Below are 16,524 nucleotides of genomic sequence, written 5' to 3' on the forward strand. Positions count from 1 at the left end.
ATTTTAATAGAAAATCAAGTTATATATTTGCTTTTAATTTGAAAACAAGCATAGTAGCTGTCTGATTTATATGTCCAATAAATTCTTCACCATAAGTGGAGAAACCTATGGTCGGAATATCACTAAATATTTGACCATACTGCTTTTCAAGATCGTTTCTCTCCAATTCAAGTGTCCGCTCTACACAATTAAAATTTATGAAACCATCTATTCTTCCAAATTCTTTTATTTTATTTTCAACAGCGTTCTTTGTATCTTCAACTATATTTGTACACTGCATCAATCTGACTTCCATACCTTTAAGTATATTGCAATAAAATAACATACTGGTTCCCTTTATTTGTTGGGGACTTCTTATGAATATATCATTATCTCCAACTAATAAACCAACTGGATTGGTCTTAAAGTATTTTGTAGCATCTTCAATTGAAGCTGCCCCTACTGCCTCTGCATATTCCAAGATAGCAGGCTTATTATTAAATTCAATGACTTCTCTAGTTTCTTCATTAACATTATTTGCAGTAAATATATGATCCAAAGCTTTGAAGCTTTGTGTTTTAATAATACTAAATTCAGCATTGTCGTTTATTTTCAACATTATAAGAACTGCTGAATCAGCATATGCCTTTCCATTTGCACAAACATGCGTTTTAAAATATTTAAGATCATCACCTGCAGAGCCACCAACAAAAAAAACGTTAGTTCTATTACCGATTAAATCCATGATTTTTTCTTCTTTCCTACTTACACCATCAATTAAAACAATACCAACAAATTTTGTTGCATCCATTGTATATAAACTCTCATTAAAGTATTTCTCAAAAGAAGTAAATGCAGCTTCTAAGCTTAGATTTTCTTTCATATGTTCAATTACTTCCACTTTTGCATCAGAAATAATATTTGAATTAATAGCCATTGCTACAACAGAATTTTTCAACAACTCACCACTTACTATTTCACCAGCAGTAGAACATCCAACTACTATGCAATCCACAAAAGCTTCTTGCAGCAGATTACTTAACTTGTCTTGGTCAAAATTAGAAGAAGCGAAGAATATTAATATCTTTGCATTGCAATGATTTAACTGACTTTTAATATCCAATACAATCTCTTTTTCTAAAGATTTTGTTGAAAACACGGATTTTATATTCATATCGTTATCTTCCATCTTTCTTACATTCAATTGTTTAGCGATTTTAAGAAGTTTTCGGACAATTTCCGGATCATCAGCTGAGTGACTATCAAATTTGTTAGGATTAAGTCCTTTCAGAATTAATTTAGATATAGTCATTTCTCTAATAGCAGGATTGCCTTTAGAACGTTCTTGAATAATCTGATTTATCATTTCTCTTATTTTACCAGCCACCAATAATCATTCCCTTTCTTTATATTCGCATAGTTAAGTTCCAGCTTTAGAATTAAATTTACCAACATCATTCAAAAGCCACATCTTACTAATTTTAGACTTTTTTACTAAAATATACATCATTATAGCATATATTCCCTATAATTTACTTAATTTTCATAAAAAATTTACTCTTGTATACAAAGTGATCCCTACTGGTACAGAAACCTAAGGCTTTTCTACTATTATATTTATCACTATCATTATTTCTACCACTAAAAAATCCAGTTTTAATACTTGGTCTTATGAGTATTATTATTTACAATTTTATGAGGAAAGCCCACTTCTTTAGATGTGGAATGGATATCACTACCAAAATCAACTATTAAACATAGGTGTTTTGGTACGATATAATTAATTTAGGTTTTGAAATGAGCCTTATACTATCGTTACGTCGGTTATGATAAGTTGAAATTTTTAAAGGAACCCTTGTTGAACTGCCCCTTTAAATTGGATGGAATCACTAGTTATTATTTCTTTAGTAACAATATCAACTTTATTCTTCATACTACACTAATGCCTCCCTTATATAATTAAGCAACAACTAATATTTCCAATCAAATATACACTATACCAAATCATTTACTAATATGTCACTATCTACATTTTATCATAGTAACTTGTTGATTTAAAGACACCCCTTTCCCACTAAGATGGAATTAAATCTTTTAAATTTAATTAGATTTCATAGCATTTTTAACTTAAATTTAACTTCCTACACTTCGGTGATTTCAGTCAGTTATTAGCTATTAATGTTATTTACTTAATTAAAATCTTATTAGGTTTTTATAAGATTTTAATCTACATTTTAACAAAAATATATTCAAACAAATTCTATACTAATAATAATTTTCATCGCACGAATGTATGTTCGCTTTTCGGTAATAATATTATTAAAATATATATTATTTTAGGCAAAAATTTGATATACTTAGGAAGATGAACATAAGTTTTAAAAAAGATTTAAATGACATTCATTATAAAAGTTATAAGGATTTATTTTCTACAAATGATGCTTTTTTATCCTTTGTTAAAACCTTTAATTTATTTTAAAACAAGTGAAACAACTATGATGAATAACGCCAAAGTTCAGCATCGTCAAAACTGAATATGATTTACAAATAAATAAAAGATATTCAATTACAATTTAGAATGATATAATATAAAAATGAGGTGCTAATATGAGCGATGATAAAATGTTTGAATTTATGACCAAAATGTATTCAGAAATGCAAGAAAGTTTTAAAGACATAAAAAATAATGATAAAATTCACACTGAACGATTTGATAAGCTTGAAACTAGACTTGGTAGCCTTGAAAATGAGGTTAAAAAAATAGGTGTGAAGATAGATGGAAAACTTATCCCTACCAGTGATGCTCTTTTGGATGGATATAAAAGTAATTCTGAACATATAACGATTATTGATGATAAAATTGTCAGGTTACAAATAGATGTGAATAGTATAAGTATGAAAGTGTCAAATAAATTTCTTTGACTATATCCTTTGCCATAATCTTTAGTTAACTCCTTTCTTAAATTGCTAATTACTGATTTACCATACTCAGCTTTTGCACTTTGCAATATTTCCGTTTTATTAATTTTACCTATATTCCAATATAAAATTACCACCGAATTCTTTTATGCTTTCTGTCTAAGTCTTTTAATCATATCTACAGAGAATATAATATTTAATTCCCCTGTTTTAAGTTTATCTACCGCTCCATGTCTATCCATAGAAAACTCATTTTGCTCACCACTAATTACAGCGCAGGCTTTAATACCATTTTCATTAAAATATTTACTCATGTATATGGCATGGCGTCGATTGCTGCAGAAACCTAAAGCTCTTTTATTATTATACTTTTCATAATGTTTTAGGATTAAATTTGACCGTTTATTAAGCATTAAGGCTTTTTCCAGCTCAAACTCATCATACTTACCATTTTTAAAAGATATCTCTGCTTGGTTTAATATTTCTTCTCTATGTGCTACAAATAGAATTCTATTAAAATCAAGCGAATCAAAAGCAGCAAGATAAGTTTTACCTATGCCCGTTGCAGCAACAACTAATCCTTTATCTAAACCGTCCTCTCTACATTTCTTTAGTTCATATAGTGCCTCAATTAGTGCACCTCTAGGCTCATACAGCGGAATTACTAGGCCATATTCATCTTTGTTATCTTCTACCTTTTCAAAAGTATTAAAGATTTTAGGCCCTTTCCATACTGATGAATAACGCCTAAGCTCATCATCGTCAATAATTATGGAATGATTTAAAAATAAGTCTTCAAAAACATTCTTAAAGTGTGTAAAATCCTACCGCCATATCTATAGTCTTTGCTTTTTTTAATGAGGCTGCTATTTTCGGCAATAAATAATCCTTCTCCCCTGTAGATCAGTTTGAATCATAATCTAGCGTGGCCCCCTTAAATTGGATGGAATCACTAGTTGTTATATCTTTACTAAGAATATTAACTTTGTCCATCATAATTCACTAATGCCTCCCTTATATAACTAAGCAACAACTAATATTTTCAATCAAATATACGCTATACCAAATCATTTACTAATATGGCACTATCTACATTTCATCATAGTAACTTGTTGATTTAAAGACACCCCTTTCTCACTAAGATGGAATAAAATCTTTTAAATTTAATTAGATTTCATAGCATTTTTAACTTAAATTTAACTTCCTACACTTCAGTGATTTCAGTCAGTTATTAGCAATTAATATTATTTACTTAATTAAAATCTTATTAGTTTCTTATAAGATTTTACACTATTCTAATCTAAATTTTAACAACAGTTTATTTAAGCAAATTCTATATTAATAGGATTTTTCATTACACGAATATATGTTCGTATTTTGGTAATAATATTATTATAATATATATTATTTCAGACTTTAAATATATACTAGTAGATATAAACAGCTACTCTAAGGAATATTTATATGAGTTTAAAAACATTGCCGCAGCCATATTTCTATTAGATCAGGATATAAATGCCATGGAATTTTTAGAAAGATTGAAGAATATAGTAATTAATTTTAATAACCTAACTTCTGAGGAAAAATTATTATTAAAAGGCTGGATTAAAAATACAACTAATAGCAATGAAATATATGATATGAATAAGTTAGTAGAAGACATATTTGATGAAAATAAAAAAGAGGAGGTTGAAATTATGGTTTCTAATGCATCAAACATCTTTGGTAAATTAAAAAGTGATGGAATAAAAGAAGGTTTGAAAGAAGGTAAGAAGGAAGGCAAGAAAGAAGGTAAAACCGAACAACTTATAACGCTGCTAAAGAAAAGATTCAATGGTCTTTCTGATTATTATACAGATAAGATTAGATCTTTACCCGAGGATGCTATTGATCAAATAGCAACAGATATATTTGATTTAGAAAAAATTGAGGATTTAAAAAAATACTTATAAGAAAACAAGTGAAACAACTCCGATGAGATTCTTAGCTGTTTCACTTGTTATTTTTTGTGTACCCTAAAATAAAAGCATTAAAAATTTTAGGTCTTTTCCATACTAATGAATAACGCCTCAGCTCATCACCTAGTGCTTCCTTTACTAAATATAAAACCTCTGGTTGAGTGATATTAAGATAATTACCTGTTAATATTCTTATACATACACCACTTTGCGCCACCTGCTTTAAATCATTTATAAGTAATTTCACTCCTGATTCCATTAAAAATCCTACCGCCATATCTATAGTCTTTGCCTTTTTTAATGAGGCCGCTAATTTAGGTAATAAATAATCCTTATCCCCTGTAGAGCAATTTGAATCATAATCTAGCGTGGCCCCTTTAAATTGGATGGAATCACTAGTTATTATATCTTTAGTAACAATATCAACTTTATCCTTCATACTTCACTAATGCCCCTTGGTATAACTAAGCAACAACTAATATTTATAATGCTATACCAAATCATTTACTAATATGGAACCATCTACATTTTATCATAGTAACTTGTTGATTTAAAGACACCCCTTTCACAATGAGGTGGAATGAAATCTTTTAAATTTAATTAGATTTGGCAGCATTTTTAACTAAAATTTAACTCCCTATACTTCAGTGATTTCAGTCTGTTATTAGCTATTAATATTATTTTTTTAATTAAATTCTTACTAGGTTTTTATAAGATTTTACAACATACTAATCTAGAGATTAACAACAGTTTATTTAAACAAATTCTACTAATTCTATATTAATAGATGTGAGGAAAAATTGTTATTAAAGGATAGACTAAGAATACAACTAATAACAATTAAATATATGATATGGATAAGTTAATAGAAAATAACTCATTAAAAAAAAGATATTAAATTGCAATTTAGAATGATATAATATAAAAGCGAGGTGCTAATATGAGTGATGATAAAATGTTTGAATTTATGACCAAAATGTATTCAGAAATGCAAGAGGGATTTAAAGATATAAAAACTGAGTTTAAAGATATAAAAACTGAGGTTAATGATATAAAAACTGAGATTAAAGAAAACACCAAAAGGCTTGATGCAATTGAGAATGATGTTAAAAAATTAGGTGTAAAGATAGACGGAAAACTTATCCCTACCAGTGATGCTCTTTTGGATGGATATAAATGTAATTCTGAACATATAACGATTATTGATGATAAAATTGACAGACTTCAAATAGATGTAAATAGTATAAGTATGAAAGTGTCGTATAATGATAGTAGAATTATAGAAATATCTAAAAACCTTAGAAAAGTTGAATAATAAGAAACCTCTGGAAACCAGTGGTTTTTTTTATTTTTAAGCTATCAATCCCATGCGATATAGCATCTTATTATACGCCAATTGGCGCTGTCGATAAGTAACACTCACCGTGATCATAATAATATAAATGCAGAAGTCTTTTTTCACAACATTTTCTTATATGTAGACTTATTTGAGTTAAAAAGTTATATTTTATTATGCTTTTTAATATACATTATAGAAAATAAATAAAATAGGCGGTGTATTAGGTGTCAGTAAGCGAAATTAAGAAAGAAACTCCTAATAATATTAATGAGTTAGTTAAAATGGCAGATGATAAAGCTAATTGGAGAAAAAGACTTGAAGCAGTAAATGAGTTGAAAAATTGGAAATGTCAAAAATCGCGAGATGTATTAACAAGATTAGCAATGCATGATTTAGTATTTAAAGTTAAAGAGGAAGCTCTCCGGGCAACTCAATCCTTAGGCATAACTAAGAATGGTAAACGTTTGAAACTCGGTAAACCCAAGGTTCATTTGATCAAAGACATAAACAAAAAACTATATCATGTAGATAATGTAATAACGGAAAGTTTTGAAATAACTAAGTTTAAAGAGAAATTTAAGCAACTTTATCCTGAGCCATATGATGTATATGAGGGCGATAAAGGAACCAGTTTTGATGAATGGATTTTAAATGTTTTAAAAAATAAACCCAAAAACAAGACTACAAACAAATAAACTTCTATTAAAATCCACTGAATCAAAAGCAGCAAGATATGTTTTACCTATACCCGTTGCAACACCAAATAAGTCAAAAAACAAACCCTAATCATTGAAACAACATTGTTCAATGATTAGGGCTATAAATCAAATTTCTTTATTCTTCTTTAGCCTCCAATAGTACATTCTAATCCATATTCCTCTACTATTTTTTTGAAATTATTCATAGTATCCTCATCTGGTGTTTTAATTTCCTGTCCCATTGTATAATCTAGCCCTAAGTTCTCATACTTATTGGCACCAAGCTTATGATATGGTAATAAATCTAAGCGCTGTACTCCATTTAAACTTTTTGCAAACTTAGCTATATCAGATATACTATTTTTATCGCAATTAAATTTTGGAATAACAGGTACCCTTATAATAAGCTCTGTGCCTATGGTAGATATTTTTTTAGCATTTTTAACTATAACCTCATTACTTACATGAACATACTTTTTATGTTTTTCATCATCTAAGTGTTTTATATCTAAAAGTACTAAATCAACCAAAGGAATTAACTTGTCTATTGTATCTTCACTAGCATAGCCTGTAGTTTCTATTGCAGTATGCCATCCCATTGCCTTGCAAGCTTTTAAAAGTTCAATTGCAAATTCTGGTTGCATAAGTAATTCTCCTCCAGATAATGTAACTCCACCTCCGGAACGTCTGAACTGGATAGTTTCTTTTTTTAGTTCAGTCATTACCTTCTCAACAGTAGTTTCTTCTCCTGATTTTACAAGACCCCCTGGATAACAATTTTCAGCGCAAACTCCACAACTAGTACATTTCGCTCTATCTATTCTTCCAGTCCTTAGCATATTAATCGCACTTTCTGGGCAATTTCTTTCACATTTTTTACACCCAGTACAATTTTTTTCATTAAACATAATTTCAACTACTGGATCTTGTGATTCGGGATTACTACACCAATCACATTTTAAAGGACATCCTTTTAAAAATACTATTGTCCTAATTCCTGGTCCATCATGTATAGAAAAGCGTTGCATATTAAAAATTATGCCTTTTTGCTCATAGTTAATTCCTTTTGTAAGCATTTGCTTTTCCTCCTTTTTAGAAAGTTTGTTCAGTTCTCTTTATAATATCATCTTGAATTGCTTTATCTAATGTTATAAATTGAGCACTATAACCGGCAACACGTACTACTAAATCTCTATATTTACTTGGGTCCTTTTGTGCTTCAACAAGAGTTTCCTTATCGATTATATTAAATTGTACATGCATACCTTTTTGATCAAAGAAGCTTCTAACAAGTGACGCTAAATTTTTAAGTCCACCACTTCCCTGAATTGAACCTGGATGAAATTTTTGATTTAATAAAGTACCATTAGATGCAATAAAATGATCTAATTTTGCTACTGAATTTATAGCAGCAGTTGGTCCATTACTATCAGCGCCTCTAACTGGAGATACACCATCAGCTAATGCTTCATGTGCTTTTCTACCGTCTGGAGTTGCTCCAATAAGATCACCAAATAAGATGTTAATTGCTGCCGGGTATAATCCTGCATGGAAATTGCCACCTCTTGGATTTTTATGTTTTGCGACTTCTTTGCAGTAAATATATGCTCCTTGCCTTGCTAGTTCATCAACTTCGTCAATATCATTACCAAACTTAGGTGCTCTATGAATTAACATTTGTCTTAAATCCTCAAAATTTTCCTTTAAAGTTGGATCTTCTTCACCAAAGTTAGTGTCTAGAGCTTCTTTTAAGTCTTTTAAAGTTACCTTTTTAGTATCAAATACAAGCTTTTTAATGGCTGCAAAAGAATCTCCTACATTTGCAACACCAACACCTTGTGGCCCTGTAAAGTTATAATATGCTCCACCTTCTTGAAGTGATTTTCCGTCTGTTATACAATCATCAACCATACAAGATAGGAATGGTAATGGTGCTCTTTCTGCATGAGCAAGATCAATAGAATTGTCTGCTACTGATAATTGATAAACAAAGTATTCCATTTGTTTAGTATAAGCTTGAACAACTTCTTCAATCGACTTGAACTTTGTAAATTCTCCAGTCTTAGGTCCTATTTGTTTTCCATTACTCATACCATTATTTATAGTGACTTCTAATAGTCTTGCTAGATTAAAGAAACCTGAATCATGCCATCCTTCTGTTTTTCCTGGTTTTTGAGGTTCAACGCAACCAATAATTCCATATTCTCTAGCATCTTCCATTGTTAATCCATTACTAACTAAAGCTGTAATTACAACTTCATCATTATAAAATGCTGGCATACCCAGGCCTAATCTGCTTAACTCACAGGATCTTAATAAAAATTCATCTGGCGTTTTGTTCCATATTCTTACCGAAAAAGATGGTGCCGATAATCTTACATGAGCCGTAGCATCTATGCACATATATGATAAATCATTTGTAGCATCTTTACCCTCTCTAGTTTGTCCACCTACACATAGGTTTTGAAACATTGGATATCCACCAAATGCTCTTGTTGATACTTCATCACGAACTTTGTTAATGTCATTCAATTTAACCCATACACAATCAATAAGTTCTTGAATTTTATCTATGTCAAACTTTCCTGAATTTAATTCTATTTCATAATATGGATACATATATTGATCAAATCTTGTTGGTGAAATAGAGTGTCCATTTGATTCTATATTTATAACTGCATGTACAAACCAAAATGATTGACAAGCTTCATAAAAATTAGTTGCGCCATTTTCAGGTACTGTTTCACAGTTTTTAGCTATTTGTAATAATTCTTTAGCGCGAACAGCATTAGATTCTTTTGAAGCCATTTCTCTTGCAAGCTTTGCATATCTATGTGCATAATTTATTACTGCTTTGCAAGAACCTATGATAGATTCCCAAAATAGTTTTTGCTTAATATACTTCGGATTTTCTTTATCAGCATTCTTAATTGCACACTTAACTTCCTCAATAATCCCCTTATATCCTTTAGCCAAAACCTTAGCATAATCTACAGATACATGTCCTACTCCATTAAGATAATAGTTTGCAACTGTAAATACATTTTCATTCATTGCCTCAATAGTTTCTGGATACATATATGAAGTAGCAAGTTCATTAGTAGTTTTGCCTTCCCAATAATCAAATACTTCTGTAAGTTGTTTTTTTGCCTTTTCAGTAATTTGGAATGAATCACCTTTTCTCTTTCCTATGGTTTCAAATTCATCTTTAATCCACTTATTTGAGAATTCAGGAAAGATTTGAGCTGATCTTGCTTCCTTGGTCAAACTTCCAACTATTAGCTCTTCATCTCTTATAATAATAGGAATTTCGTTTAATATCTTTTCAAGTGCTTTAGCCCTACGCACTACTATAGATTTTCCTTCTGTTTCTTTAAATGATTCTGTTATTAATAACGCTCTATCCACTTCAATACAAGGAACCGCTGATAGTATTTGTTCCTTTAATGCCTCTACCCTCTTTGTTGGTTTACTAAATCCATTTTGCAAAACATACATATTAAAACTTCCTCTCTTAAAATATATTATTAATTAGTGTGTTATTCATTAAAATCCATATTTTATTCTATATTCTTAAATTAAACATTTGTTAAATTTATAACTATCAAAGATATTCGAAATTTATAATATATCCTCAACAAATACATCGAGGACATATTATTACTGTTTTAACTTATATTTATTAATTTCTGTTATATCATCTTTCTCAAAGTTGCAAGATTAAAACGCTGATTTAAATAATTCTGCAATATCTTTTTTATTTCCTTTTCTTGGATTACTAAAGGCATTACCATCTTTTAATGCCCATTCAGCCATGTATTCGATGTCTTCTTCTTTAGCTCCTTGTGATCTTAAGTTAGCTGGAATTCCAACATCCTTTGCAAGTCTAAACATAGCATCAATAGATTTCTGCGCTGCATCCAATACTGAAAGTCCTTGTATGTTTTCACCCATGAATTCTGCTATATCAGCAAATTTCTGTGGATTTGAAATAACGTTCCATTTTTCAACGAAGGGAAGCAATATAGCATTAGCTACTCCATGAGGCATATCATAAAGTCCACCTAATTGATGAGCCATTGCATGTACATAACCTAAGTTAGCATTATTAAATGCCATACCAGCAAGAAGTGAAGCATAACACATATTTTCTCTAGCTACTAAGTTCTCACCTAGTGCATAAGCTTGTCTTAAATTGTTTGATATCAATTTAATAGCTTGGATAGCTGAGGCATCTGTAACAGGATTAGCATCCTTTGAAACGTATGCTTCTATAGCATGAGTTAACGCATCCATTCCTGTTGCAGCTGTAAGTCCTGCAGGCATTCCAACCATTGTTAATGGATCATTAATTGAAACTGATGGTAAGTTTCTCCAACTAACTATAACAAATTTAATATTAGTTTTAGTGTTTGTTATAACACAGTGACGAGTAACTTCACTACCTGTTCCAGCTGTGGTATTAACCGCAATAATTGGCGGAAGTGGACTTGCAAGAGTCTCTATGCCTGCATAGTCAAACAATTCTCCTGGATGGGTTGCTAGTATCCCGATACCTTTACCACAGTCATGTGAGCTTCCACCACCAACCGTAATTATCATGTCACAGTTTTCATCTTTGAATATTTTTGCACCTTCAATCGCATTTCTATCCTTAGGATTCGGCTCAACATTATCATAGTATACAAAGCTAATTCCTGCTTCCTTTAATGAAGCTTCAACTTGTGCTACTGCTCCGCCCGGAAGACTTTTAAGAAATTTATCAGTTACTATTAACGCTTTCTTTCCACCTAGAATTTTAGCTCTCTCGCCTACTACTTTTACAGCTCCTACTCCCATAAAGTTAACCGCTGGTGCTAAATAATCATACATTCTCATTAATTATTCCTCCTTGATTTTCTTAAACATTATAATTTATTGAATTGTTACCTTAATATATTTTTAAGGCGATATTAGCATTTGCTCATTATCAATCTGTTTGTTATTAATTTAACTTACTAACTATCTACCTAAAGTATAAGCCTGTCTAATTGAAATTTCATTGAAGTAAATTGCATTCTTGTAGAAAAACCTTGCTTACTTAATGTAAATTTACACAGTAATTTCTTGCACTTTGTGTTTAAATATAAAAAAATAGCACTAGTTTTACCTAAGTGCTATTTTCCTATATTATATTCATTTCTATAAACTGCTGGGGTTACCCCTTCAATTCTTTTAAATACTTTTATAAAATAACCACAATCCTCAAATCCTAAATCCAAAGCCAAATTGATTATTGGAATATCAGAGGCCTCAAGCAATTCTTTAGCTTTTTTAATCCTCACTTTATTTATATAATTCGAGAAATTATCACCAATATTCTTTTTAAAAAGCTTGCTAAAATAGCTAGGACTAACGTTACACATGGATGCCATTTCATCAATGCTAATTGCGTAACTATAACCCACTTGTATATAGTCTAATGCTGGCTTTAAAATAGCATTACATTTATTCTCACGTATTACAACGTTTCCATTTTTACTAATATTTGAATTAACATTATTCTTTCGCTTAACATTTTCCTTTGTATTTTCTTCCACTGTTTCCACTTTGTTAGTATCTTTTAATTCTAGATTTGCAACCTTAAAGGAATCTACCGTTAGAATTTTATCATTAAGTTTATTTGAATTTATTTTTAATAAGGCTTCTTCTACAATATAATTACTAATATGCAAAATCATATTAGCAACGGATTTAACCCTGTCCAAAGTCATAATAGGTAACTTGTCATATAAAATTTTTAGCTCAGTTTCTTTTTCTAATTCCATCTTAAAACACTTATTATTAACTATTTGTTCTAAATCTTCCTTTTGTTTATCTTTAACAATAACTTGTCCTGCCATTACAGCTCCAAAGTATTGTCCATCTACTATAATAGGGATTGCAAAATCTAAAATACCTACATGACATATATATAGATATGGTTCTTGTAATCTAGCAGCCTCGAGTCCACCTCTAGAATCACATTTTTCACAAAGCTCACTTAAGTCTAAACGTGATCTTATAAATTTACAAAATTCGCTACATTTACTATGTGTAGTAACCCTCTTGCCTTTATAATCAACCGTAACCATAGCAATCTCTGTTACCTCCGCTATATTATCCTGAATTTTTTGAAAATTATCCACATTAATAATATTATCTAAATGCAACAAACCATTCTGCAAAATACTTCCTCCATTCATCTATAAAGGTATTATAATTAAATCATCACCTGAGATGATTTTTTTCATTACTACTTTCCATATAAGTAATATTAACATCAAAGACAAAAAAATAGAAGCTAATTAATTTTGGATTTCGCGAACCAAGTTATAGATATAAAATAACCTATTATAGGGGAAACTCCATATCCCATCAATGGAACTGGGAAATTCCCAAATAGAGTAGAAATTAAAACAATTATAAAATTCATAATGAAATTATTCCAGCTAACACTAAACAAAAAATATTTTGACCAAAGATAGCAATTGGTACTTTATTTACGTACATTACTATCACCCCAATAATTATTGACGGTACTGCCATCAATAACGGTATAAAATTCAATAACCTCAAATTTTTATTCATTACATTTCTTCCTTTCAAAAATAAAATTGAACAATATATACAATATCACTAAGCTATTCTATTGGCTACATATTAATTACTTCCATCCAAAGAGTAAGCATTTAAAGCCTGATGCTATATTTTCCTTATAAATCAGGATAATTAAGCAACTATTTTATTTCGTACTCGTAATGTACTGTGACGTTGTAAAAAAAATCGAGGGGGAATAGTTTATTTATGAAAAGATTAATATTAATTTTATTAACATCTATTTTAATATTTTCTGGTTGTGCAAACACTAAATCAGTTTCAGTAGATAATACTAAAGAAATAATTAATATAAATGATGTTGATAACTTAAAAATAATAACATTACCAAGCCCACCGAAGGAAAAAACAATAACTAAAAAAGAAGATATTAAAAAAGTAATAAATCTCATAAATTCAATAAAAAAAGAACATATAAAACAAAATGATTATAATGGTTGGGTTATATTGATTAAAACAGACGGTAAAGAAAAACATTCAATATGTTTTTCTGGTGGAAGAGTTGAAATTGACAACTTGTGGTATATTATTAATAATAATGATATAGATAAGATTAAAACTCTATATAATGAATTAAATTATAAAGAAGGGAAGTATGTATAATCTAATTATTCTGACTCTTGGATAAGGCAATAAGTAGTATAATTAAATAAATATTTCATAGATGATTTAGAAAGAGCCATAAGACTTCAGAGTAGAAAAATGGGGAAGAGCATGATAAAAAAGATTGTTTTTGTAGTAGTATCAGTAGGCGTCGGTTCGTTCGTAGACAATATATTGGAAAAGACAGATATAAACGTTTGGCTTGCTAGGGGCACTGGCTGTCTGGTTACTGTGATTATAGCGTTGCTTTTGTACTATTTATTGATAAAAAAATCTTAAATCCACCTTATTACCTAGTGCGTCCTTTACTAAATATAAAGCCTGCGGTTGAGTGATATTAAGATAATAACAAAGAGCAACTATCTCTTTGTTATCCTCCACTTTTTCTAAAGTATTAAAGATTTTAGGTCTTTTCATACTGATGAATAACGCCTCAGCTCAGCATCATCAATAATCATGGAATGGTTTAAAAATAAAACTACAACTGGGGCATCATCGCTTTTGCACGACCATACCTGTATATTTCCCAGGTAGATACACTTCAGAATTTAAACTCGACATTAACAACCTTTTTTGAGCCCTTAGGACGGCTAAAGCGCTTCATGAATGCCGAGTTAGCGCGACTTTCATCATACACGGCACCGTGAGGCATGTTTTTCATGAGTGTAAAGCAAACTCTTGCCTGGCCGTAAGAGTTATTGTATTGATCCATCCAAATCTGCAATTTCTATATCCATAACAATCTTTTCATATTTACTACATATATCTTTAAGTAATTCTCTTAAACCTTCATATGGGACTATCGCAAGTAGCTTTATCATCATATTTTCGACTCCATTTTGTATTGCAATTTTCAACACCTTTATCTTACCATTATAATTCTCCTGCTTCAATATACACTATACAACAATTTAGTAATTTCTTTATCAATTATCATATAGAATATATGTTATATATAGTATAATTAAGCATATAAGTTAATTCGAATTTGTAATTTAATACTAACTCTATAATTAATTTTTGTCAGAATGATTTTTATCTCCCCATTGTGCCATTAATTCTAATATGGGAATTAAAGTTTTCCCTTTTTCTGTTATAGAATATTCTACCTTAGGTGGAATTTGGGGATACTCCTTACGATTTATTAAAAGATTACTTTCTAAATCTTTAAGCTGTTGACTTAACATCTTATGAGTAATATGATCCAAATCTTTTTTTATTTCACCATATCTTTTTACATTATCTCTAGATAATAACCAAAGTATAACCCATTTCCACTTACCACTCATTACCGTCATCGTGTAGGTATGTGAAAACAGTAGGATGGGACCGCAGTATAGATTTCAATGAGTTTATGTTAAAAAGAATATTTGGGTATTCAGAAACTCTACTTAGTTTTAATACCAGTCAATTTGATGATTATTCAAAGGTAGTATCATCAAGTGTCGATCTTGCATCAAAGGCCCAAACACGTAAAGAACAATTTCCCGAAGATTGTAATAGCGCTTTTGTAATGGGAGTCAGATTTGCAAAAAATAGAGCATGATATCTTCAATATGTAAATATATGTATATTAACATCTCATTAGATTATTCATTTATTAATTATGAGGGATTTTTATGATTGAGAACATTAGTTTAGGAGCTATAATGATCGATTGTGACGACGATAAAAAGTTACGTGAGTTTTACGCAGAATTTCTTGGCTGGGAAAGATGTGAAGTATACAGTATTCCAGGCGTACGTAGTGGGGACGGTGTTGTGTTTTACTTTGTGAAAAATGAGGATTATATTCCTCCTATTTGGCCTGAGCAGGCCAACAAACAGCAAAAACAAATACATTTTGATTTTATGGTGCCTAATGTCTCTGCCGTTCAACATGCAGAGACACTTGGAGCCGTCAAAACGCTGTCACAGTTTGGAGGCACCCACTCTACTACAATATTGGATCCGACTGGGCGCCCATTCTGCCTGCATCATTAGATCTGTGGATTACTTGTGACGACATATTCATATATGCCATCACTATAAATAAAAAATACAAAGATAATTAGAAAGTTGAGGCTAACTAGTAATTAATACCCCCGTTTTAAACCAAGTTATCTTTATATGGCGTAGTATTAAAAAAGCAAAACTTCCTTTTTTAACTTATTAGATTGAATCTTTATATAATCACCAATTTAAAGCATTAATAGTTAAACTTTTTTCCTTAAATCCTCAATTTTAAAAACAATCATATCCCATATCTTTAACGCAAAGTTAGTTATATAATCAAAATACCCAGGGAATTTTTGTATTGTTTTATATGTGGCATAAGCTATTATCGCTCCACCGACAATGTCCAATGGATAATGAAGTCCAACATATACTCTGGCAAAACATAATAATAATGA

17 protein-coding genes and 3 pseudogenes are annotated in these 16,524 nt (G+C 30.2%); 7 read left to right on the forward strand and 13 right to left on the reverse strand.

Annotated elements, in window-relative coordinates; genetic code table 11:
- Window positions 1-19: 19 nt before the first annotated feature.
- The gene (locus KPL44_RS22135) at window positions 20-1,366 is read right to left on the reverse strand and encodes an FIST signal transduction protein (RefSeq protein ID WP_216255051.1); all 1,347 of its coding nucleotides are present in this window, start codon (window positions 1,364-1,366) and stop codon (window positions 20-22) included.
- A 1,220-nt stretch (window positions 1,367-2,586) separates the two neighbouring features.
- Between KPL44_RS22135 and KPL44_RS25570 the strand changes: the two genes are divergently transcribed.
- Window positions 2,587-2,901: a hypothetical protein gene (locus KPL44_RS25570; RefSeq protein ID WP_253201909.1), complete on the forward strand. Its 315-nt coding sequence runs from the start codon at window positions 2,587-2,589 to the stop codon at window positions 2,899-2,901.
- A 41-nt stretch (window positions 2,902-2,942) separates the two neighbouring features.
- On the opposite strand, the pseudogene KPL44_RS26130 reads toward KPL44_RS25570, so the two are convergent.
- Together KPL44_RS26130 and KPL44_RS22145 are read right to left on the reverse strand one after the other, a co-directional pair.
- A pseudogene (locus tag KPL44_RS26130) lies at window positions 2,943-3,035 on the reverse strand (DUF1016 N-terminal domain-containing protein); the annotation flags it as partial.
- Window positions 3,036-3,071: 36 nt separating this feature from the next.
- Window positions 3,072-3,671, reverse strand: a pseudogene (locus KPL44_RS22145) (DEAD/DEAH box helicase family protein); the annotation flags it as partial.
- 747 nt (window positions 3,672-4,418) lie between these two features.
- Here KPL44_RS22145 and KPL44_RS22150 point away from each other — a divergent pair.
- Window positions 4,419-4,850 carry a DUF4351 domain-containing protein gene (locus tag KPL44_RS22150; protein WP_216255001.1) on the forward strand — a complete coding sequence of 144 codons (432 nt, stop codon included), beginning with the start codon at window positions 4,419-4,421 and terminating at the stop codon, window positions 4,848-4,850.
- Window positions 4,851-4,890: 40 nt separating this feature from the next.
- Here the strand turns inward: KPL44_RS22150 and KPL44_RS22155 are convergent, their stop codons facing one another.
- Window positions 4,891-5,295: a hypothetical protein gene (locus KPL44_RS22155; protein WP_216255003.1), complete on the reverse strand. Its 405-nt coding sequence runs from the start codon at window positions 5,293-5,295 to the stop codon at window positions 4,891-4,893.
- Window positions 5,296-5,796: 501 nt separating this feature from the next.
- Here KPL44_RS22155 and KPL44_RS22160 point away from each other — a divergent pair.
- Together KPL44_RS22160 and KPL44_RS22165 are read left to right on the forward strand one after the other, a co-directional pair.
- Entirely contained in the window at window positions 5,797-6,171 is a 375-nt protein-coding gene (locus KPL44_RS22160; protein ID WP_216255007.1) for a hypothetical protein, read from the forward strand.
- 248 nt (window positions 6,172-6,419) lie between these two features.
- On the forward strand, window positions 6,420-6,890 hold the full coding sequence (locus tag KPL44_RS22165; protein ID WP_216107046.1) for a HEAT repeat domain-containing protein: 471 nt from the start codon (window positions 6,420-6,422) through the stop codon (window positions 6,888-6,890).
- A gap of 149 nt (window positions 6,891-7,039) precedes the next feature.
- On the opposite strand, the gene KPL44_RS22170 is transcribed toward KPL44_RS22165, so the two are convergent.
- The 5 genes from KPL44_RS22170 to KPL44_RS22190 all read right to left on the reverse strand — a co-directional run bounded on the left by KPL44_RS22170 (window position 7,040) and on the right by KPL44_RS22190 (window position 13,502).
- Window positions 7,040-7,969 (reverse strand): glycyl-radical enzyme activating protein, encoded by a 930-nt coding sequence (locus tag KPL44_RS22170; protein ID WP_216255010.1) that lies wholly within the window; start codon window positions 7,967-7,969, stop codon window positions 7,040-7,042.
- A gap of 16 nt (window positions 7,970-7,985) precedes the next feature.
- Window positions 7,986-10,391, reverse strand: coding sequence for a glycyl radical protein (locus tag KPL44_RS22175; RefSeq protein WP_216255013.1), 2,406 nt, complete (start codon window positions 10,389-10,391; stop codon window positions 7,986-7,988).
- A 222-nt stretch (window positions 10,392-10,613) separates the two neighbouring features.
- Window positions 10,614-11,771 (reverse strand): iron-containing alcohol dehydrogenase, encoded by a 1,158-nt coding sequence (locus tag KPL44_RS22180; RefSeq protein WP_216255016.1) that lies wholly within the window; start codon window positions 11,769-11,771, stop codon window positions 10,614-10,616.
- Between the two features lie 278 nt (window positions 11,772-12,049).
- On the reverse strand, window positions 12,050-13,099 hold the full coding sequence (locus KPL44_RS22185) for a PocR ligand-binding domain-containing protein (RefSeq protein ID WP_216255019.1): 1,050 nt from the start codon (window positions 13,097-13,099) through the stop codon (window positions 12,050-12,052).
- Between the two features lie 244 nt (window positions 13,100-13,343).
- Complete coding sequence (locus tag KPL44_RS22190) at window positions 13,344-13,502, reverse strand: hypothetical protein (RefSeq protein WP_216255022.1); 159 nt, start codon at window positions 13,500-13,502, stop codon at window positions 13,344-13,346.
- A gap of 216 nt (window positions 13,503-13,718) precedes the next feature.
- Here KPL44_RS22190 and KPL44_RS22195 point away from each other — a divergent pair, with 216 nt between their 5' ends.
- Window positions 13,719-14,132 (forward strand): hypothetical protein, encoded by a 414-nt coding sequence (locus tag KPL44_RS22195; protein ID WP_216255024.1) that lies wholly within the window; start codon window positions 13,719-13,721, stop codon window positions 14,130-14,132.
- Window positions 14,133-14,390: 258 nt separating this feature from the next.
- On the opposite strand, the gene KPL44_RS22200 is transcribed toward KPL44_RS22195, so the two are convergent.
- From KPL44_RS22200 to KPL44_RS22210, 3 genes are all read right to left on the reverse strand, one after another.
- Window positions 14,391-14,549: a hypothetical protein gene (locus KPL44_RS22200; RefSeq protein WP_216255026.1), complete on the reverse strand. Its 159-nt coding sequence runs from the start codon at window positions 14,547-14,549 to the stop codon at window positions 14,391-14,393.
- A 278-nt stretch (window positions 14,550-14,827) separates the two neighbouring features.
- A complete protein-coding gene (locus tag KPL44_RS22205; protein ID WP_216255029.1) occupies window positions 14,828-15,025 on the reverse strand; it encodes a hypothetical protein in 198 nt (65 codons plus the stop codon).
- A gap of 120 nt (window positions 15,026-15,145) precedes the next feature.
- A complete protein-coding gene (locus KPL44_RS22210) occupies window positions 15,146-15,421 on the reverse strand; it encodes a winged helix-turn-helix transcriptional regulator (protein ID WP_253201907.1) in 276 nt (91 codons plus the stop codon).
- Window positions 15,422-15,486: 65 nt separating this feature from the next.
- Between KPL44_RS22210 and KPL44_RS22215 the strand changes: the two genes are divergently transcribed.
- Together KPL44_RS22215 and KPL44_RS22220 are read left to right on the forward strand one after the other, a co-directional pair.
- Window positions 15,487-15,678: a hypothetical protein gene (locus tag KPL44_RS22215; RefSeq protein ID WP_216255035.1), complete on the forward strand. Its 192-nt coding sequence runs from the start codon at window positions 15,487-15,489 to the stop codon at window positions 15,676-15,678.
- Between the two features lie 73 nt (window positions 15,679-15,751).
- A complete protein-coding gene (locus tag KPL44_RS22220) occupies window positions 15,752-16,114 on the forward strand; it encodes a VOC family protein (protein WP_216255038.1) in 363 nt (120 codons plus the stop codon).
- A gap of 212 nt (window positions 16,115-16,326) precedes the next feature.
- Here the strand turns inward: KPL44_RS22220 and KPL44_RS22225 are convergent.
- Window positions 16,327-16,524 (reverse strand): annotated as a pseudogene (locus KPL44_RS22225) (phosphatase PAP2 family protein); the annotation flags it as partial.

This window comes from Clostridium sp. DSM 17811, assembly GCF_018861905.1.
GTDB classification, from domain to species: Bacteria; Bacillota; Clostridia; order Clostridiales; family Clostridiaceae; genus Clostridium_AD; species Clostridium_AD frigoriphilum.